The sequence below is a fragment of the Agromyces cavernae genome (genome assembly GCF_021044935.1).
Lineage (GTDB): Bacteria > Actinomycetota > Actinomycetes > Actinomycetales > Microbacteriaceae > Agromyces > Agromyces cavernae.
In genome coordinates this window covers 989,430-1,010,566 of record NZ_JAJNMP010000001.1, presented here as the reverse complement: position 1 = coordinate 1,010,566, position 21,137 = coordinate 989,430, and the positions used below count along the sequence as shown (strand labels likewise).

General features: G+C 68.6%; 10 protein-coding genes. 3 read left to right on the top strand and 7 right to left on the bottom strand.

Going from position 1 to position 21,137, the window contains the following annotated elements; genetic code table 11:
• Positions 1-15: 15 nt before the first annotated feature.
• Complete coding sequence (locus LQ757_RS04600; RefSeq protein WP_231046011.1) at positions 16-1,308, bottom strand: hypothetical protein; 1,293 nt, start codon at positions 1,306-1,308, stop codon at positions 16-18.
• A 233-nt stretch (positions 1,309-1,541) separates the two neighbouring features.
• On the opposite strand from LQ757_RS04600, the gene mobF reads away from it, so the two are divergent.
• Complete coding sequence (mobF, locus tag LQ757_RS04595) at positions 1,542-4,241, top strand: MobF family relaxase (RefSeq protein WP_231046010.1); 2,700 nt, start codon at positions 1,542-1,544, stop codon at positions 4,239-4,241.
• Between the two features lie 221 nt (positions 4,242-4,462).
• Here mobF and LQ757_RS04590 read toward each other — a convergent pair whose 3' ends face one another.
• Both LQ757_RS04590 and LQ757_RS04585 read right to left on the bottom strand, forming a co-directional pair.
• Positions 4,463-6,103, bottom strand: coding sequence for an AAA family ATPase (locus tag LQ757_RS04590; protein ID WP_231046009.1), 1,641 nt, complete (start codon positions 6,101-6,103; stop codon positions 4,463-4,465).
• Between the two features lie 492 nt (positions 6,104-6,595).
• On the bottom strand, positions 6,596-7,168 hold the full coding sequence (locus tag LQ757_RS04585; protein ID WP_231046008.1) for a hypothetical protein: 573 nt from the start codon (positions 7,166-7,168) through the stop codon (positions 6,596-6,598).
• A 64-nt stretch (positions 7,169-7,232) separates the two neighbouring features.
• On the opposite strand from LQ757_RS04585, the gene LQ757_RS04580 reads away from it, so the two are divergent.
• Positions 7,233-7,586: a hypothetical protein gene (locus LQ757_RS04580; protein ID WP_231046007.1), complete on the top strand. Its 354-nt coding sequence runs from the start codon at positions 7,233-7,235 to the stop codon at positions 7,584-7,586.
• Positions 7,587-7,606: 20 nt separating this feature from the next.
• Here LQ757_RS04580 and LQ757_RS04575 read toward each other — a convergent pair whose 3' ends face one another.
• On the bottom strand, positions 7,607-8,128 hold the full coding sequence (locus LQ757_RS04575) for a hypothetical protein (RefSeq protein ID WP_231046006.1): 522 nt from the start codon (positions 8,126-8,128) through the stop codon (positions 7,607-7,609).
• 219 nt (positions 8,129-8,347) lie between these two features.
• Here LQ757_RS04575 and LQ757_RS04570 point away from each other — a divergent pair, with 219 nt between their 5' ends.
• On the top strand, positions 8,348-9,115 hold the full coding sequence (locus LQ757_RS04570) for a DUF4145 domain-containing protein (protein ID WP_231046005.1): 768 nt from the start codon (positions 8,348-8,350) through the stop codon (positions 9,113-9,115).
• Between the two features lie 265 nt (positions 9,116-9,380).
• On the opposite strand, the gene LQ757_RS04565 is transcribed toward LQ757_RS04570, so the two are convergent.
• The 3 genes from LQ757_RS04565 to LQ757_RS04555 are packed head-to-tail and all read right to left on the bottom strand — an operon-like array spanning position 9,381 to position 21,042.
• On the bottom strand, positions 9,381-12,317 hold the full coding sequence (locus LQ757_RS04565; protein WP_231046004.1) for a hypothetical protein: 2,937 nt from the start codon (positions 12,315-12,317) through the stop codon (positions 9,381-9,383).
• Positions 12,318-12,329: 12 nt separating this feature from the next.
• Positions 12,330-15,962, bottom strand: a complete 3,633-nt coding sequence (locus LQ757_RS04560; RefSeq protein WP_231046003.1) for a hypothetical protein — start codon at positions 15,960-15,962, stop codon at positions 12,330-12,332.
• A gap of 1 nt (position 15,963) precedes the next feature.
• Positions 15,964-21,042, bottom strand: a complete 5,079-nt coding sequence (locus LQ757_RS04555) for a hypothetical protein (RefSeq protein WP_231046002.1) — start codon at positions 21,040-21,042, stop codon at positions 15,964-15,966.
• Positions 21,043-21,137 lie beyond the last annotated feature (95 nt).

Genomic DNA, 21,137 nt, shown 5'->3' with positions numbered 1-21,137 from the left:
CGAGGTCACGGAGCCTCAGAAGGGCCATACAGCCTGTTCCTCCAGCAGTCGCGGCACCTTTATGGACGCCGCCTTTGGGTGGGATTGGAGCAACTGGCGGATCGTGAGAACCGCTCGATAGGCGTCCTTCACGAGCATCGTCTGTTCCCGCCAGACGGAGGGGTCGTACTCGTTGTCCTTGATGTCGTGAGCAACCGCTGAGCGCTTCTTGCGAATCAGGCGAAGAGTGGCATCTGCGTGAGGGACAGCCCCATCTGGGTCGACCCGAACCGTCTTCTCCATGAAGTCCTTGAGCATCGCGATTGTCCCTCGCTGCGCCTTGTAGACGTTGCCCTCGCCATCACGACGCTCCTCAGTCGCATCCACCCTTGCCTGAGCGAAGAACTCGTTGCGCATGTTGTCGATCAGCATCTTGTTGAGCTGCTCGATGAAGTTGTTCAGCTCACGCTTTGTCGGCCGGATTGGATACCCGAAGTCAGTCGGGCGGTTCTCTCGGGCGTAGAGGTTCCGATAAAGACGAGGCCACCCGATCGCATCGCAGATCTCGCTTACGAGCTTCATCTCCTCAAGCAGCGCGCTGTAGGGGCTCAGACGTTCCGGAAACTCCCCCATGAGGTGCGGTCGAACCCAGTCGGGGTGCAGAACCCAGTCTTGATGGTCGTGCTCAAACGACTTCCAATACGACTGCTCGTTGGCCGACAGATCATGCAGGTACCGTAGGGGCACACCGACAACGATCTCGTCCTCCTTCGGGTTGGGGTGAAACCCGATGCTGAAGGTCGTGAGGTAAGTGTCTAGGGGCGTGCCCTCTCGAGCGCGGATTTCGCCGCCGATGTCGAGCGTGTAGTCATAACGCGGGTCTTCCCGGTACTTCGCCAAGACTTCGGCTCGGAAGAAGACTGAGTCGAGTTGCCCCGCCCCAAGCGCAAGCGCCGCGGAGAACGGCGCACTCGGATAGCGCGAACCTGCTCCCACCTCGGCGAGGGTCTTCTTCGTCGGATACAGAATCGCGCCGGTCACTCCACCGCGCCTAATGACCTCGGCGTAGTTTGCCCCCGCGCCCTGGTGAGAAAATCCCATAATGTGCGGGTTGGTCATTTCGTGCCCGAAGTTCGCATACACAGCGCCCTCCGTCACGAGCTCCACAACCAGTTCCTCGGCATCGACGGGCAAGTCTCTGGCCGCCCCGACGAGCAGAGTGGCGTCGACGCCGTTGAAGTCGGGCGAGTCCAGGTACCTCTGAGTGATCTGCTCCTGCAGCAACTCCTTCAAGCCATCACGCATCGACACTCCAGAGCCTGCTTCCATGCCGATCATCTTGCCTGACAGTGCAGCGATATTCGATCCGATGGCCAAGGGCCACACGTCAGCTCACGTGTCCAGGGGGCTCTCCGAACCGCCGTCGGAAGCATTCCTCCCATCTAGCTCGACTACTCGACTACTCGCACAGCCCGAATCCACCCGCGCCGCCTGCGCCAAAGTGAATGGACGTATGCTACCGTAGGTAGTTGCAAGAACCTGAGCTAGCTCGGAGGAAGGCGATGCGAGGTGGAGTGATCCTGTACCGCGGTTCCGGGGCCGACGCGCGCCGGTACCTCGAGTCCGATCGCTCCCGCGCCGACGACTACTACCTCGAAGGCGGCACGGCGCTGGCCGAGTTCTCCGTCGTCAACGGCAACGGCGACCTGGTCGGCGAGGGCGCGCTCACCCCCGACCAGTACGCCCAGTGGGTCGACTGGATCAATCCGCTTACCGGGGAGTCGATGGGCACGCCTCGCCATGCCGGCGACGCCCGCCACGGATCACCGCGGTTCGCCGAGATGGTCGTCAACGCGCCGAAGTCACTGTCGATCGCCGCGGCGCTGCACCCCGAGGTATCCGATGCCCTCGACGCTGCGCAGCGCGATGCCGTCGCCGAGATCCGCGTCTGGCTCGGCCAGCACTCCGTCACGCGCGTCGGCCCGCGCGGGGCGCAGCGAGTGGTGCCGGTCGAGCAGCTCGAGACGGTCGCGGTCTCGCACAAGACCTCGCGGGCCGGCGACCCGCACCGGCACATCCACTTCCAGATCGGTACGCGAGTGTGGGCGGATGCCGCGTGGCGAGGTCTCGACACGGCGGCGCTGTTCCGGCAGCAAGGCGCGATCCGTGCGCTCGGCACGGCGGTGATCGCGGCGCATCCGTACCTCGCGGCCGCGCTCGATGCGCATGGCCTCACGCTCGATCCGGTGACGGCCGAGGTCACCGAGCTGCAGCCGTTCAACGCGGCTATGAGCAAGCGCGCCGAGCAGGTTGCGCGCAACCTGACACGCTTCGAGAAGGACTGGCGTGCGGATCATCCGGACCAAGAACCCGGACCCGCCGCGATGTCGCGACTGACCGCGATGGCGTGGGATCACGAGCGGCCGCACAAGAAGCCGACCCAGCTCGGCAGCGAGGATGCGTGGCGGCGCGAGCTCGAGGCGACCGGCTATCGACCTGATCTCGAACGTGTGCAGGCGCAACGGGCCGTCGCGCTCGATGCGCTGGGCGTGCAGGATGTCGCGTCCCGCGCGCTCGATCGATGCGCGGCCGCCGCGTCGACGTGGACGGTGCACGACATCCAGGAGCATGTGTCCCACCTCGTGACCGAGGCCGGCGTGCGTGCCGACCCGACGCCGCTGCGCGAGTTCGTCACGCTCGCCACAGAGCTCGCCGAGGGGAACTGCCTGTCAGTGCTGCCGCCCGATGGGCCGCATCCTGAGCACGTCGCGCATCTGACGAGCGTGCACGTCATCGCTGTCGAGACGCGCCTGCGGGATCTGCTCACGGCCCGGGCCGAGCGGCCGCAGCAACGCACACCGGACCTGTCGCGCATTACGCAGCGACTCCAACTCGACCCGGCGCAGGCGCGTGCAGCTTCGGCCGTGGCATCTGCTCAATCGCTCGTCGTCGTGGAGGGCGCAGCCGGTGCGGGCAAGACGACGATGCTCGCCGCTGCGATCAAGGCGGCGGCCATGCACGGTCGCAAGACCCGCGTGGTCACGCCGACGAAGAAGGCGGCGGACGTTGCGCACCAGGAGCTCGGGGTTGCGGCCGACAGCGTCGCCAAGCTCGTGCACGAGCACGGGTGGCGGTGGAATCGCGACGGCGTGTGGAGGCGGCTCGCCATCGGCGACCACGACCCCGACATGGATGCCGCGTATGCCGGCCCCGCGCCATCTGCTCGGCTAACACTCGGCGAGCGGATAGTCGTCGATGAAGCGGGCATGCTCGACCAGGACACCGCTCTCGCCCTGCTGACCATCGCCGATGAGGCAGGCGCGACCGTCGCCTTGGTCGGCGACCGCGCGCAGCTCGCCGCGGTCGGACGCGGTGGCGTACTCGACATGGGGGCGCAACTCCTCCCCCGCGTGCATCGCATGACGGCCGTGCACCGATTCATCGACCCGCAGTACGCGGCGCTCACCATGCGGATGCGCCGCGGAGATCATCCGGAGGCGGTCTTTTGTCGGCTTTGCGCGCTCGGGCTCGTTTCGATTCACGTGAGCCCGGATGCGCAGCTCGAGGCGCTCGCGCGGGAGTGGCGCGAGGGTTGCGCGATGACCGTTGCGACCAACGACGAGGCGCGCGAGCTGAATGCGCGGATACGCGAGGAGCGGGTGCGGGCCGGCGATGTTGACGAGAGCCGAACGGTGACCGGGAGCGATGGGTTGAGCATCGGGCGCGGCGACTTGATTCAGACGCGTCGGAATGACTCGGGGGTTCGGGTGGCGAATCGGCAGGTGTGGGTCGTTCGGAGCGTCGATGGGGATGGCACGGTGTGGGCGACGGAGCACGCCGCTGGCCATCGGCTGAGATCAGTGCAGCTGCCTGCGGAGTACGTCGCCGAGCACACGCACCTCGCGTACGCTGCGACAGCCCACGGGGTGCAGGGCATGACGGTGGAGGAGTCTCACACGGTGGTCGGCGACGCAATGGGGGCAGCGAGCGTGTACGTGGGGTTGACGCGCGGGCGGAACGTGAACCGCGTGCATCTCGTGGCAGCGAATGCTGATGAGGCGCGGGAGCAGTTCGTGCTCGCGGCGGAGCGCGACCGCGCTGATCGCGGACTCTCTAGCGCCATAGCCGCTGCGCGAAAGTCTGTGGATAGTCTCACGCCCGAGAGCTTGAAGCGACGGTACAAGTCAGGCCCAACAAGCTACACCTACTCCAGCCGAGGCACCCCATCCTCGAGATCGCGCGAAGTCGGCCTGGGCCGATGAAGAATTCGCTCCGACGAATTCACTCATGATGGCGATTGTGCGACGGACTGGCTGCTCCGGAAAGATTCTAGCCAAACGCGCATACGGACCGAGGGTTCTCGGTTGTTGACGGGCGGCGCACCTGGCGTCCTGCTTGATTTGCACAGACCGAGATCCGGTGAGGATCGCCGCGCACACTGATTAATCAGTGTCGATCTGAAGGACGAGCCGCGCAAGGGAACCTAACCAGGCAACGCGCCAACGGCTTCACGGACCGCAACACGCAACTCACTGTTCTCCGTAATCTGCCGTCGTGCAGCTCGCTCGTAGAGCGCGAATGATCCGAAGCCCATGGCGCGCGCGACGGCCGCTCGCGCTGAACTGTCCCGAATCGAGACTTCCTTCACCATGCCTTCGTAGTCGCCTGACGCAAGAATGCTCTCGAGCTTGTCACGAATCTCATTGAATGGCGATGGCACGGAGATCTGGATGTCCTTCTCTCCGAGGACTTCAGGGATGTGGTCAACCACTTTTCGATGCACTTCCGCTAGAGCTAGCTTGCGCGCAAATCGATCGACAGTTTCCGGTTGGCTGAGCGATTGCAGCAACGCAGACTTTGCAGCGTCCATGAGCGACGTCGCGGATGCGTCGATTACCGCCGCCTGCGCTCCTGCGACCGCCTCCAGGACGCTTGAGAGGTAGTACAGACTCTCGACCTCGTTCACCGGTAGGGCGAGCACGTTCCTGCTTCGAAGCGCCGCGCGCTCGGCCTCGGATCTGCCGTCTCCATCGACGATTCCTACGGCACGCACCCAATGGAACTGCGAGCTCGCGCGGATACCGGCGACAGATTTGATTACCGAGTCGCAACCACCGGCTGGGGCGCAGGTCCAGTCGGGATATAGGACCCGGTATAGAGGTAAATCGAGACTCCCGACGTCACCCTCAATGAACATGACTTGCTTACGCCCACCGAGTATGGCTTGACGAGCGAGCTCCGAGACAACTCCGCCGTCGGCAACCAGATTTACCTCCCAGGCGGCTACGGTTTCGCCCGACCACTCGCTCCCAGTCAACGTGACGACTGTGCCGTGAGCCCCAAGTGCGGATGCAAGCTCGAGGTCATGCGTCAACAACACAAACGCTGCATCCGAGCGTTCAGAGACGATTGCATCCACCAGCCCTGCGGAGATGGATCTGTGAAGGTGCCTCTCGGGCTCGTCGATCACGATCACCTGCCCTACTGGCGCGGTTAGGACTTCCGCTGCCAATAAGAGCGCGCTCTTCTCACCGTCTGACATGTGGAAGATCGGAAACTCGACCCCCAAGTCGGAATGGCGCGCCATGAAGGTCTGAGATGCGGTTAGCGCGATCGAAATGTGTAGGCCGGCGTTCGCAAGGATCCGGTTCAACTTTGGAAGGAGCCGTTCGCCAGCTTCGCTGAGAACCTCGTCTCTTGTTCGCCCTCCGTCGTACATCTCAACGGCTTTGCGGTTTTGATCGTTGATCATCCCGAGGAGGTCGAAGAGCGCAATGTTGGCTCGATTCCCATCGAGGTGATCCGCGTACCTCGAGTCGCTCCTTCGATCCCACTGTTCAGCGTTTTGACCGTGCCGCTCTCGCTGAGCGGGATTAATCTCTGGCCCCGACGAACTGAACCAGATCTTTCGGTGGGCAATAAGCCTCCGGACGGTGCCCGAGGGCATCTGTGCGACCAGCCATGTCGCGAGCGCAGACTTGCCGGCGCCGTTGGCCCCGACGATCGTCGTTACGCGCCCCGCGTGCGCCGTGATTGCAACGGCGGCGCTATCTCGGGCGGGTACCGACCACGTCATCGCTGGTGGCACTGTCGTTTCCGGCATGTCTTGATTGGGCGCAGTCACAATGGCGATCGTACGGCCAACCACTGCAACTACTCGTCGCCCAGCGCCTAACCGCAACCCAGCAGGACAGGGCGAACCATCGGCCCCAAATCACGACATCGCGCTGCAGACTGCCGGGTTGTTCGTCTTGCTCTTGGTCCGAGACTTGCTCCTGTGGGTCCTCATCCCCGTCGGATTCATCGCGTGGCTGTTGACCGGCTGGATCGTTGGACGTCAAACTCGGCTCCGTCATCGGCTGGCTCGACCTGAATCTGATCGCCGTACTTCAGCGAATTCTGATTCGGGAACGAAGCAGCGACAAACCGTCGATGGAAAGTCCTCAGTCTTCGAACGATTCGATGGGCATAGCTCGCTTCGGTCGGGCCTCCGCAACGGAGAAGCGGGAGGCAACCATAATCCGATGATCGTCGTCGAGATTCCGGCTGGACTTGCCTGGCAGGTTCCACGCGACTGATGCCGATCGCGGGTTATCCAAGTGCTCGATCCCAAGCGTCAGAGGGGCTCGACAGACCCGCCTTCGAGCCAGACTTCAGCGCGACGGTTCAGCGCATTGAGCAGCACAAGCCCATTGACCAGGTCCTCCCTTGGAATCTGCTGCCCGTGTGCGACAGCGTTGCGAAGGTCGCGGACGGTCCGGATTTGTGGCTCGAAGTCTGCAATGAACGCCCGTTGCAGACTTCGAGTGCGTTGACGAACTTCCGCATCTAGCGGATCGTTCTCGCGGAGACGACCTGGTCGAAGGTCAAGCCGTCCGCTGAGCAATTCCCACTCCCGGATGACCGTCGTCTGGAGCTTGTCGTCACTCATGTTCTCGAGCGGGCCGCGCCCACTTTGCGCTTCGGCCCCGAACTCACCTGCCTCAGTTGCCTGTCGCTGGATCCGTTCCGATTCTGTGGGCGTCCATTCGCGACCGAAGTAGATATTGTTTGACGCCGAGGCATTCGAGAACGCGAAGGTATCGATTCGGGCCTGAAGTATCTGAATGGTCGTGGCCAAACTTTCCGCTTTCTCCTTCGCATCAGTTGCTTTCTGGGCAGCCTCTGCGACTTTTCGCTTGAGAGTCACACCCCCCACAGTGAGCTCTGTTAGGTCCGGCCAGAGGAGCAGGCCAACGAGTAGGAGGAGAAGGATGAGCGAAGCACTGGTCAAGGATGGCGGCGCACACGCGATCACCGTGGATACGTCACCGTTGGCGGCGGTCGTCGTCGTTTCTGAGCACTCTCGATATCTGGAAGCTATGACAGTGATCACGGCGCATATCGCCGCGACCGCGAGCGCCCATCTGATCCAGCGCCAAGCGGTTCCCGAGGATGACTCTCTCGTCGTGGTCTCGTCACGGGTTGCCTCATCGGTCACTGCGCAATCTTGGCCAACCCACCGGGGCCTTCGCAACCATGCATTCCGCGAGGAGCCGCGGCTGTCGTCCGCAGAGAGCGACATCATGGAACCCCGAGGCTCCGCTAAACGAAATCATCATCGATAGCGGGGCTGCTGCCGCCCGAACTAGAGAAGCGCGAAGAAGACACCAACCACCGCGCCGGCGAGCGCGACAACGGCTGCAACGATGCTAAACGCGTGCTGGAACCGATCAATCTGGCGAAGGCTCTCTTTCGCCTTCTCATTGACGGAGTATGGGACTGGGATCGGCTCGCCACCGGCGAACGAAACAAGAATCGTGTCCAGATCCCGAGTTGACACGTCCTTGTACTCTGAGCCGCCTTCTGCGCGCAGCGTCTTCCGTCCCTTGCTCCGAGCGACCGCACGAATGACTAGGAGAAGGGTCACGTAGACGATCAGAACGACGAGAAACAGCCCAAATCCGATGAGGGCCGGGGCCACCATGTCCCAGGTTAGGACCCCGGAGAGTGCGGCCCAGATGAGCGCGGGCACGCCGACGATAAGGATTGTCAGTACGCCCGCGATGGTGCGCGCTGCAACCTCGCGCCAAAAGGCCCGCTCCACGGCCCACTCAGCTGGCCAGTTCCAAGCACTCGACTTGCCGGGCGGCTCGTTGCTAACGGTCACCGCATCAGCGTACTGATCGCCCGCGTTGTACCGTCGCACAACGCATCCATACCGCAATGTGGACGGGCTCTGATCTCGCATGCGCAGTCACGCGTTGCACTCGACCGCCTCTTCTCGACCGACGACAGCACGAGAAGGCAGCGTGACGTGACAAAGTCGACCGACGGCGCGGGCACTCTCTCGTCTGTAAGCATCACCCGGCAACGGTAACTTCGGAGCATGGCAAAACCGCTCGGAGCCTTGTCGGGCTGGCTAAACGAAGACACCTGGCCTCGAGTGCTGTGCCCGGAATGCCTGGAAGGCACGCTAGCGCTCAAGTCGACGACCCAATACCCGGACGCGAGATCGCGCGCTCACATCGAGTTGGTCAGGCGCCACTTGGACGGCCCCGACGAGCTCGGCGGAAGTTTCACCGGTGTGCTCGAATGCGACAATCACGGCTGCAAACGCGAGGTGGCTATTGCTGGCGACTGGGCGTACTCATGGTCCTTCGACGACGTTCAAGAACGCGAACGTCTCACGGATTTCTTCGTGCTGCGTCACATCAGCCCCGCTCCGCAGCTGCTGCTCACGCCACAACGCACACCAACAAAGGTGGTCGAAGCCATCGCAATGGCGTCCTCAGTGCTCTGGACGAGTCCGGACTTGGCGGCTACCCAGCTTCGACTGGCCGTCGAGGAGTTGCTCACCGCGCGCGGTGTGAAGCGAACGTTCATCACCGCCAAACGAAAGCGAAAGCGACTTTCAGCCCAGGAGCGATTGGACATCTTCGCTAGCACCCACCCGGAAGTAGTTCACGCGCTCGAGGCCGTGAAGTGGATCGGGAACACTGGAACCCATGAGAGCGGGCTGTCCATAGATGATGTGGTGACAGGTGCGAAGTTTCTCGAACTTGCGTTACGACGTCTGTACGACACGAACGAGGCCGACCTTCTAGCGACGGCAAAGGACATCAACCGGCGGCGAGGATTGCCTCGGGTCCGATGAGGCCTGGTGTTTGGCGACCACGATCACGTGGGCCATGCGCCTCAATGTCGCGCCCGTTTAGGCACATGGAGTGCCTCGGAAGCGAGATCTTGTGCCATTAATGTGCCATTAAATGCGCGAAAACGAACTGAAACTAACTGGGACCATTCAGCAGAATCCCTGATCAGCGCGATATCCCGTCCATAAGAATTGAGCGAAAATGGCCCAGGCTCACTGAAAATCGAAAGGTCACCGGATCGATGCCGCTCGGAGGTCCCTGCTCCCCTCAGATGAGCCCGACCAACGCGAAGTAGTCGAGCAGCGGGTCGTCGGGATCGCGACCGTCCGGGTCGATCAGGTGGGTGCGCACGATCTCGTGATTCGGGTTGGCGGGGTCGTACAGCGGGGGCGCGTCCGGCGCCGCGAGGTCGTCGCCCAGGTAGGCGGGGTCGTAGGGCTGGATCGCGTGCAGCCGGGCGAGCCGGCCCTCGGCGGCATCGCGGAGCAGCTCGAACCCGCGTCGGGGGTCGACCACGAACGGCCCGCCGCCCGGCCCGAGGCGCAGGTGCTCGCGCCAGAGCTCGACCCGCAGGTTGCGGGCGTACCGGCGCGCACCGCGCACGATCCGCCCGTCGATCACGTCGCAGTTGAGCTCGCTGTCGTACGTCAGGCTGCGGTACCCCATATTGCTCGACCCGATGCTCGCCCACACGTCGTCGACCATGATGTTCTTCGCGTGGACGTAGGTCGGCTTGCCGGTCTCGTTGCGCAGGTGGAAGACGAGCACGCGCTCGCGCTTCGCCTCGTCGCTGAGCCCGTGCACCAGGAACTGCACGAACCGCTTGCGCAGCTCGTACAGCACGCCGTTCGCGAACCGCGGGTCCTCCGACAGGCGCCGCGGCACCAGGATCGCGGCGAAGTCGATGGGATCGGGTCCGACCAGCCGCTGTCGCAGCGCCGCGGCGATCGTGTCGGGGTTGGACGGAACGAAGTCGAGCGGGCTGCCGCTCGCCATCAGCGCCTGGTGGTCCACAAGGTCGACCATCGTGAGGTATTGGTCCTCGAGGTAGACGAACCGCTTCGCCCGCCGGATCGCGTTGAGCCGTGCGCGCAGCGCACCCGGGTCCCCCTCATCGGGATCGACGAACGAGAAGTGCGGCACGCCCCGGGGCAGCGTGCGGTTGACCTGCACGTAGTGCGTCGCCTGCGGGATCGCGTCGAGGGTCTCGGCGGGCGACCGGGACGGGGCGTTCGTGCGTCCCTCGGCGTTCGCGTCGGGGTGCGCGTTCCACCGGAGCCGGAAGTTCGCCTCGACGTCGTCGACCGCTGGGCCCTCGATCATCGTGTGTGCGTCGTGCCATCCGTCGTTCGTGATCGTGCGGCCGCCTGCCGCGCGCGGATCCTCCCCAGGATGCTCGGGTGTGTCCCACCGCCCGAGCGCCACGTCGACGCCGCCGACGAACGCGAGCCGACCGTCGGCGTTCTGCACCACGATCGCCTTCTGGTGGTGCGAGCCGACCGTGCGCCCGACCGCGTCGAGGATCGCCTGACCGCGGCGGCCCGCCTCCTCGCGATTCAGGAAGATGACGGCGGCAGTGTTGTCCTCCCGGTGGTCGGGGGTTTCGCGCTGCTGGCGCCAGAGCAGGGCGCGCACATCGACGCCCGCCTCGATGGCGGCGCGCAGGATGCCCATCAGGTGGGCCCGGGAGTCGAATGCGGTCGGCGGCCCCGGGTCCGGCTGCCCGTCGGGCCCGGTCGGCGGCTGCAGCACAGCCTGCTCGTCGTACTCCGGCAGCGCCGGGAACGGCGCCTCCTCCGGGAAGTCGGGCAGCCACAACTCGGGCGACAGCTTCCACCCGGCGATCCAGATGCGATGGCCGCCGACGTCGGGCAGGAGCGGGCCCTCGGCAGCCGGCACCCCGCCCTCCTCCACGGCACCGAAGTCGTCGTCGCGGAACGTGCGCCGGAGTGCGCGCATCAGGTACCAGTACGTGAGCCGCCCGTCGATGAGCGCCGTCACCCGGTTGCCCTCGCTGAACCGCCGCAGCGGCTCGACTGACGGGAGGGCGGAGGGGATGCGGGCGGGGAACCACGCCTCGAGATCGAGCGCCGAGACCACGAGGTAGTCATCGGCCAGCTGCTCGCGCTCGAGCGACGGATGGGATTCCGGTGCGTCGGGCAGGGTCCCGAGCCGCACACTGGCGGCCTCGGGGACGAGGGTGACCTGCTGAAGCGCGTGCGGGTCGGCGCCATCGGCGAGTGTGGGCCCGATCCACAGCCCGGCCGCGTCGGCCGTGACGACGGCGCCGGCCGCTCCGGTGAGCGGCGGCAGCGAGAAGCGCGCCCCCGGCACCGGGCGGGCGACCTCGTCGCGCCAGTCGAGGATGAACCGCCGCGGGGTGACCTTCGGCATCGGGTGGTCGCGGACCGCGTCGCGCGACGGGATGAGCGTCTTGCCGACGATGAGCGGCGGCTCGGGGATGTCGGCGAGCTCCTGCACGCGGCGGAAGAAGAAGCCGGGGTCGAAGAGCTGCCCGAGACGGTCGGCCGCCCGGAACGTGAGCCGTCGCCACGAGTCCTGGGCGGGCGATGTGATCGGCAGGTCCCCCGGGTCACCCGCCGCGGCCTCCCCGATGACCCGGCCGGCCCGCGCGAGGATGCGGATCTCACCGGCCAGGAATGACTGGACCATCTCCGCGCGGTCGGCCGCCGTCACGTGCGGGTCGGGACGGGCCTGGGCGACCAGTGCCCCGATCGCATCGTCGAGCGTCAGCAGGTCGACGTTCTCGTAGAGCAGGTGCCCGAGCGCCGGGCGACCGCCGCGGCCGGTCTGCGTCAGCTCGACGAAGTAGCTGCCGTCCTCGGCCATGCGGTCGAGGTTCGAACGCAGCGTGGAGAAGACCTCGAGCACGAGCGTCGCGTCCTCGACGACGAGCGGCGAGCCGTCGCGCGCGACGAGTCCGGGCACCGCCTGCCCCGCGGCGACGAAGCGGAGCCAGCCGTGCGTGACCGCGATGAGCGACTTGACCGGGATGGTCCCCGCAGGCCCGTCGGGCGGGTTGTAGCTCGTGCTCACGCTGTCGTCGATCCAGATGTCCAGGAGCTCGTGGCCCGCCTCCCCGAAGGTGCGCCCGAGGGCGAAGAACGGCCCGCTCCCGCCCGCCGGCGCGGGGAACGGCAGGGCCAGCTCGAGGCTGTGGATGTTCCCGGTGAACTCGGGCACGTCGCTGCCTCCTCAGGGTCCCGTGACGTCGACGATCGGGCCGTCGGCGGTGTGGCCGACCGCGTCGCGGACGCGGACGCGGTACTGGTACCCGGTGCCGGCGACCGCCGTCGTATCGGTGAACGCGTAGTCGCCGGCGGCGGCCCACGGCCCGAGCGCCCGCCAGGCGCCATCGCCCGACCGGCGGAGCACGAGGCACCGCAGCCCGGGGTCGTCGGCGGTCCACGTGAGCGACACGGAACCGGGCGCCAACGTCGGCGGGGCGGCCCATGCGGGCGGTTCGGGCGGCCCGGTGACCGGCACCACGACCCTGAGGCGCTCCGATGCCGGCGAGCGACGTCCGTGGTCGTCCTCGGCGACGAGTCGATAGAACGTCGGATGTCCCGGCCGCACGGTCGCGTCGACGTATCGCGCGAGCCGCCCGGGCCGCCGGTCGCCCGGCGGCAGCTCCATCACGGAGGTGACGACGCCGGTGGCATTGCGCGCCAGCACCACGCCGGTCACGACGCCGCCGCCCTCCTCCTGCGGCGCGGCGAACAGCGGCGCCATCGAGCGCACGTCCTCGGCACGATCGACGTCGTCGGTGCGGTAGAGCCGGTAACCGTGGAGGGCCGGCGAGGCATCCGGATGCCACCGGAGCTCGACGCCCCCGCTCGCCGGGAAGGCGACGTCCGCCCACGACGGCGCCGCAGGGGGCAGACCGGGCACGTCGACGACGACGCAGGTCGCGATCGACGCCGGCGGCCAGGGAGCGAGGTTGCCTGCCGAGTCGACGGCGCGGACGCGGTACACGAAGCGGTTCCGCACCGCGCCGGGGAGCGCGTCGCGATGACGCGTCGGCCCGGCCAGGCCCGGAACCGGGGTCGCCGTCACGATGCGGAACGCCTCGACGTGCGACGGGTCGAGCGCGAGCTGCTGGAGCTGGAGGCGCTGCTCGTGGTCGGGCCTCGCCCGATGGTCGGCGAGATCGATGCCCGCCACCGCAAGCAGGTCGAGGTCCGCGGCGCGGTACACCTGGTAGCCGACCCCTGCTTCGCCGGGCCACTCGACGGTGAACCACGACGCGCCGTGGTAGTCCGCCGCCGTCGCCAGGTTCACCGGCGGGTAGACGATCTGCGGCACCTCGGGCGGCGCCCGGTGCACGGCGACCGCCGACGCCGGCGGCGCGATCCTGCCCTGGTTGCCCGCGGCGTCGACGGATCCGATCCCGAACGAGGCGACCGCGCGCGGACGCTCGCGGGTCGGCTCGAGGGAGACGCCGCGGAGGGTCATCCGATAGTGCCAGTGGACCTGGCCGTCGACCGGCTCCGAGACGCGGGTGACGTCGACGTCGGCGGGCGTGAGCCCGTCGGGCAGCGGGCCGCGCACGCTGCCGTCGACGGCGACCCGCAGTGCGCGGGGCGGTGCGACGGGCTCGACGAGGAACCCCTCCCAGTCGACGGGCCACTCGAACGACCGGAATGCGGGATGCGGCGACCGCGCGGGATGGGTGGCCGTCGGCGACGTGCCGCGGCCGAGCCGGAACGCCGTCGGGCCCACGAGCGGCGGCGCGGCGGGATTCGCCCGGACGCGGAACGTGAGCGCGCCCCCGACGGTGGTGATCGTCACGACCGGGCAGTCCTCGCCCTCGCTGCGCAGCGCTCCGAGGTCCACGCCCGCCTGCGGCACCGGGAAGTCGGGACCCACCGGGGCGAGGTCGGTCGCGACCTCGAACTCCCCCGGCGCGACCGCGGTCACGCCCTCGATCCGCCCGAGCACGTGGTTCAGCGCCCCGGGCCTCAGGTAGAGCCGGAACTCGTCGAGGTCCGGGAACTGGAGCTGCCGACTCGCCGGCCACGTCCACCGGAGCAGCACGGCGGAGCGGCGCGGGGCGCCCGGCGCGACGTCGCGGTTCGCCCAGGCGAGCAGGGCGCTGCCGCTGCGATCGGGGTCGTCGGGGGCCGCGTACTCGGCAGCCAGGTTGAGCGGCGGTCCCGGCGCGACCTCGTCACGGACCAGCAGCCCCGCGGGCCCCGAGGGGATGCTCGTCCGGCCGAACAGGTCGCGCCCCCGGACCCGGTAGTGGAAGGTGCCGTACCCGGGACCCCGGTCGACGAAGAATCCGCTGGCGAACGCCGGGTCGCCGGACTCGGGGTCGGCGATGACCGCCGGGACGACCTCAGGCTCACCGCCCGGCTCGAACACCCGGCGGGAGACGAGTCGGTACGGTCCCGCGTCGGGGGCGTCCGCGTCGGTCCGTTCGACGAGGTAGGCGATCGGGCTGCGCACGGGGTCGGTGAGGTCGCACGCCGTGGGGCGCCGCCAGGCGACCGTGACGTCCATCTCGAACGGGTTGAGCACGCCGTCGGGCCCGACGTGCGCGGCGCCCGGTCGGGCGGTCGCGGCCACGCCGATCGGGGCGGGCAGCCCCGGCTGCGCCTCGAGGCCGCGATCGTAGGCGACCCAGCACAGGCGGACGTGCTCACCGTCGATCGGCCACCCCGCCTCGACCTTGTAGTCGTACCGCTCGGTGTCGTCATCCGGGCGGTGCACGAAGGCCAGTCCGACGACGCGGGCGAAGTACGGGTCGGCGGCGGCCGTGAGCACATCACGGACCACGTCGTAGCGCCAGCTCGACTCGTCGTCGGGGTCATCCGAGGCGAGCCGCACGATGAACTGGCCGCCACCGGCGACCGCCTGCTCCAACGCGGTGCGGAGCTCGTCGAAGTCGGGCCCGAGCAGGCGCGCCTCGAGGTCGGCCCGGCGCGGCGCATCCGGCGGGAGGTCCGCCTCGTCGGGCAGTCGGCTGCGGGCGACATCGCGCGCGTCGCCGCCGACCGGGAGCAGGATCGGGCCCTCCAGGCGCTTCCAGTCGCGTTCGCAGTCGTCGGCGGGGATGGGGCTCCACAGGGCGCCCACCACGACGGCCGCGCACCCCGAGACCCGGACCTCGTCGATCGCGTCCGCGTCGACCGTGACCCGGAACGGCGTGCAGCTCGTCGCGGCGGGCTGGAAGCCGATCTCCTCGAGCCGGTCGAGTGCGTCGCGACGATCCGCGCGAAGGAGCGCCATCAGGTCGATCCCGGCGCGCCGCCGAGTGCGGGCATGGCGTCCGGGCAGCATGAACTCCGCGGCATCCAGCGCCGAGAGATCGCCCGCGACGTCGGAGCCGACGAGTCGGCGGAGGCAGGCGCCACGGCCGACGGCGGCGCAGTCGGATACCCGGCCGGCGTGCAGCGCGCGCACCGACACCCCGCCCCGCTCGGCGAGCCCGAACAGCGTCACCGAGCGGGTCGGCGACGGCGCGCTGCCGAAGCTCGGCCGGAAGCGCAGCACGAGCGGCACGTCGCCGAGCTCGAGCCCCGCCTGCCCGCATCGACGGCCGGGCACGAGGCGCTCGCCGTCGGCGCGGTGGACGGTGACCCCGCCCTCCACGCCGGCCGGTGCGGGCTGTGTCTCGAGTTGCTGGGCGAGGTGGGCGAACGAGACCTTCCGCTGCTCGCCGCGATCGGCGCGCCGATGCCAGAGCGTGAAGCCCTCGACCGGGAAGCCGAGGTCGGGGTCGAAGGACCACCGCAGGTGCACGCCGTCCTGTGCCTCGGCGTCTCCGACGAACCCTGCCGCGGTGAGCGTCAGTCGCGGATCCTGCGGGCGATGCTCGGCCATGTCACGCCTCCGGGTCCACGAGGTCGGTCGGTGCGCCGGGCACGAGGAAGGACCAGATCGCGACCTCGTCGGTCGGGTCGCCCTGGCGGCTGAGGTCGGGCAGCCCGGGAACCCCGGTGAGCCGGTGGGTCGCCCGCAGGCGGTACGAGCCGGTGGGGAATGCCACCGGCTGCCCAGCGGTGTCGACCGGGACGACCCATGAGCGGGTGCCATCGGCAGAGCGGACGAGGCGATGGGCCACGGGCCGCCAGGTCACGATCGTGGTCGGGCCGGTCGGCCCGTTCGGACCGGTCGGGCCGAGCACGACCTGGATCGTCTTGCGCTCGAGGGCGAACTCGGTGCGCTCGGACGCGAACAGCGGCTCGGGGCTCGCGATGGCGAGCGCGCGCGCCTCGAAGGCTGCCGGCTCGCTCCACAGCATCGTGACCTCGGGCCGTTCGGGGATCGCCCGGACGCCCATTCCGAGGTCGGCACCGATCGCAAGCCACGCATCGTCCTCGCCACCGCGATCCGCGAACCGACCCAGTCGGCCGGCCAGCGCGCCGAGGTCGGCGGTCGCGGACAGCCGCTCGTGCCAGGGCTGTTGCCGGATCGCGGCCAGGTGCTCGGCGAAGGTGCGGTACCGGCTCGTGACGAAGTTCCAGCGGTAGACCGGCGCCGGCAGTCCGCCGCCGCTCACGCGCACCTCGTAGGCGGTCGACGTCGCCAGGCGCGTCCGGTAGATCGTTTCGTCGAAGCCCGCGATGGTGTCGAGGTCGACGCCCACGCACGCAGCGGTCTGCAGCCGCTCCACGAGGACGGCGGTCTCGCCGGTGATCGCGGGCGTCACGGTGCGCCGGCGCTCGACCTCGGGCTCGACGTGTCGGCCGTCGGCGGTGAAGAGGTCCGCCACGAGCAGGCCGCCCGCCTTCTGGTACATGGCCTCGACGTACGGCTGGCCATAGGTGATCCGCAGATCGTAGTCGGCGTACCAGGGCCGGTCGCCGTCGCCCGGCGCGATCGAGGCCACGTACGGCGAGAGGTCGGCGGGCGCGCCGCCCGTCGCGACGGTGAGGACCTCGGTCGCCGTCCCGTCGTCGGTCCAGGTGCCGTCGAGCGCCTGGGCGCGCTCGGTCCGGATGTCCAACTCGATGCGGTACGCGGCGTGGGGCTCGTGCACGAGGTGCGCGCCGAAGCGGTCGGTGTCGGTCTCGGGCTGGTCGACGGTGAGCGGGCCGAGCACGTGCAGCCAGTGCAGCCGCTGCTCGCGCGCCTCCTCGTCGTCCCGCATCGCGCCGACGGTCGTGTAGCAGAAGCGGGAGAGCACCGGGACGGATCGGAGCGGCCGCTGCGGGTCGCCGCGCGCCTCCACCCGGATGACCACGCGGTGGAACGGCTGTACGTCGGACGTGATCTCGAACGTCGGGCCGTCCTCGATGACGGTCGCCACCACCGCGCTCCCGTCGAACGCCTCGACGACGAGCACCGTGAGGTCCTTGTCGTGCTCGACGCGCCCGCGCGCTCGCACGCAGGGCTGCAGGTCGACGGCGACGGCCCAGGTCACGGCGCCGCCGGCGACCGGCCCCGAGGTCGCGTCGCTGCCGTCCTCGCCGCCCAGGATCGCCGTCCGCGCAAGGCGCAGCACATGGTCGGCCTCCTGCGCGCCGCCCGCCGCGATGATGGCAAGCGGCACCTGCACGACGTCGATGCCCTGGAGCGCCGGGTCGCGCGACAGGTCGGGCCACGGCGTGAAGACGACCGCGCCGATGGCGGGATCCGGCTGGTAGCGCAGCTCGGGGTCGACGACGCCGAGCGGGACATCGTCGAAGTCGAGGCACCGCTCGAGCGGGGGCAGTGTCCCGCAGGGCCATCCGCCGTAGTCGTCGAAGAACAGGTCCGCCCAGGAGCGGCGCTCGGTGCGTCCCGGCCACGCGAGGTTGCCCGCGGCCGGGAACGGCGAGAGACCCCACAGCACGAGGCTCTCGGCCCGCGGGCCGTTCGCGTCACCCGGGCCCACGGTCCACTCGCCGAAGAGGTCCTCGGTCGCGGGATGCGGGGAGCCCGCCGCCGGGGTGACCTGCACTCGCACCGCGACGAGCGTGTACCGGTAGTACACCTCGCCGACGCGATCGGGATGCGCGAGGTCGACCGGGGTCGGCGCCCCCGCCCACGTCGAGCGCATCGGACGCTGGAACGTGATCGCGACGCGGCCGTCGAGCGGCATCGACACGTTCGCGACCATCGACGTCTCGCGCTCGTAGAACCGCTCGCCCACGACGCTGTAGCCCGGGCTGACGCTCGCGCCGTCCACGAGCGGCGTGATCGGCGGAGGCATCCCGCTGGCGTCGCCCCACTCGATCGGGATCTCCTTCGAGATGTCGGGCAGCGGCCACGGCAGGCCGACCTTGATGCGCACCTTGCCGCCGAAGTACTCGTCGTCGTCACCGACCGGCGCCTCGAGCGCGAGCAGGGCGTCGAGCAGGAGCTCGAACCCGATCCCGAAGACCTTGATGCTCGCCTCGCCCTGCAGCGAGACCTCCGCGAGGAAGTAGACGGGGCGCACCGAGAGTGCGAGGTCGCCGGCGATCCACAGCGCGAGCACGCCGCGCACCGGGCCCCACTTGCCGCGCTTGTCGATGCCGGTGCGGTAGCCGATCGCGACCGCCGTGCCGGGGAACACGCGGTCGGCGAGCTCGAGGTCGCGGCCGCTCACGACGAGGTACGCGTCCCAGTCGAGCAGGCGCAACGCCCTGGCGCGGACGCGGCGGCTCACCGGCTCGGGCCATCCGATGGCGACGTGCCAGTCGCGGGGCCGGCTGCTGTAGAAGACCTCGCCGGCCGCGTCGACGTCGAGCAGCAGACCCGACTCGGGGAGCTTGTAGTCGAACTCGAGCGCCACGAGGAAGTCGCCCTGGTCCCAGTCGAGGGCCGCAAGCCCCCGGATCGTCGTCGAGCGCGGCGGGCCCTTGTGCGGCTCACGCGTCTTCAGGAGCCGGAGGCGTCCTTCGATGAAGACCACCGGACCGGGTGCGGTGACCGCCAGCAGGGCGCGCAGGCTCCACGCCTTGCCATCGCTCGATCCGATCGTGACGCCGGCGCCGGCAGCCCACGCGTCCTCGGCCGGCACCCACTTCCGCGCGTTCAGCACCGAGTGCGGGCCCGGCGCCGGGACGTACCAGTGCTCGTACCACGAGAAGTCGTCGCCCCGGTCGCCGGTCAGGGCCTTGTCGGGCGCCACGTTCACGCCCGCGAGCAGCGCCGCCCCGAACCAGGAGACGGACGAGAACACGGGGATGCCGCTGCCGAACTCCGCGTCGAGGGCGACGAAGCCGAACCGCGTGCCGTCCTTCGTGCCGAACAGGAGGGACCCCTGCAGCTTCACGCCGACGCCGCTCGCGATCGCGAGCGTGACGTCGCCACGGAAGATGCGGTCGGCCGGGTCGGCGATGCCGTCGGGATCACTGCCCGTCGTCATCGAGACGAACCCGTGCGCGTCGAAACCCGCCCGGTGCAGCTCGACCTCGATGCCGTCGAACGCGAGGCGCGTGCCCGACGGTCCGCCGTAGTAGACGCGGAGGCCCTTGACGGATGCCGCGGGGCCGATGCCGCGCCCGAGGTCGACGGAGGCGTCCATCCCGATCCAGTCCTCGGGCCCCTCCGACCCGAACCCGACGCGCGAGATCTGCACGGGGAACGCGGCGAGCCACGTCCGCGCGGCCTCGTTCAGGGCGAGCCACAACCCGCTCGGCAGGATGAAGCGGAAGTCCGGAGCCACCTGCAGTCGGAGGTCGGTGAACTCCCCGCCGAACGCGGCCTCGGCCACCGTCGCGGCGGGGCCGATCTCGACGCGCCCGTCGAGGATGAGGTCCCAGAACCGGGTGTCCTTCGGGTAGTCGGTGCCCGCTCGGCCCTGGTCGGGCTTCGCGCTGACCCCGAACTTCGTCACGCCGAGGCGGAGGTAGAGCCGTTCCTGGCCCGGCGGCACCGAGTCGTCGTGCTCCTTGACCGTCAGCACCTCGAGCTCGTCGAGGCGCGGGGGCGCGCCGGGCCCGGTCGGCTGGACGCCGGCGATCGAGCCCATGAACCCGACCGACTCGGGGAAGTCGAGGCCCGGGTCGTTCGTGATCTCGAGGTCGAGGTACACGACCCGCTCGTCGAAGAACGGCAGCTTCACGGCGGCCTGGACGAGGCCCTGGACGAGCTCGCCCTGACGGAACGCCAGCCGGTACGAGCGCACGGCGAAGCTCTGCGCCGACATGTCGGGATCGAGGTCCATGATCGCGGTCGCCGTGCCCGTGACGCCGCCGTTGCCGATGAACCACCGCTCGAGCTCGATCCGCTCGGGCAGCGAGTCGACGAGCGTGTTCAGGTTGAACACCTCCGCCGTGCGGAGGTACACGCCCTTCCAGTCGTCCTCGAGGTCGAACTCGGCGGGGTCGATCGCGTCGGGGAGCGGCTGCGCATCCGACAGCCGGAGCACGAGGTCCTGCGCCGCGATGACGACTCCCGATGAGCCGATCTGCGCGTACGGGAGGTCGAGGTCGCCGAGCGCCGCGAAGTCCACCCCGTCCTCGGTGTCGATCACGAGCGCGGTGCGGAAGGTGAGTTGCGTCGCCGTGCGCGTCGGGTCGGGCTCGAAGCCCTTCCCGAGGTCGCCGGCATCCTTCGGTCGCATCGGCGGCAGGTCGTCCGGCGCGAACCTCAGGCCGAGGTCGACCTCCGGCAGCACGAGTCGGTACGGCCCCGGCCGCCCCTTGAGGAAGATGTCGAGCGCCTGTTCGGCGAGGCCACCCTCGACCTCGCCCGACGCAGGACCGAAGTCGATCTCGAACGGGAAGGCCGACAGGTTCGGGCCCGGCTGGCCGAGCACGAGGGCCATGCCCTCGACGACCACGAGGTCGAGCACGAGTTCGTCCCAGAGCGCAAGGGTACCCACGACGCCGAGCTCGCCCTCGTATTCGACGAGCTCGAAATCGGTGACTCCAACCAGCTGGCTGACCCTTCCGAGCATCCCCACGTCGCTCGGCGCCAGCAGGTCGTGAGGCCAGTACGGCAACAGGTCAGCGGCTGGGAGGAAGTACGGCACCCCCACGGGCGTCACGATACTCGCCTCTGTCGTACTGCGGCCAGCGAACATCCGGCGGTACGAAAGCTGCGAGTTTCGTCTACGCCCTGACGCTCGGCCGTCAGTGCGCG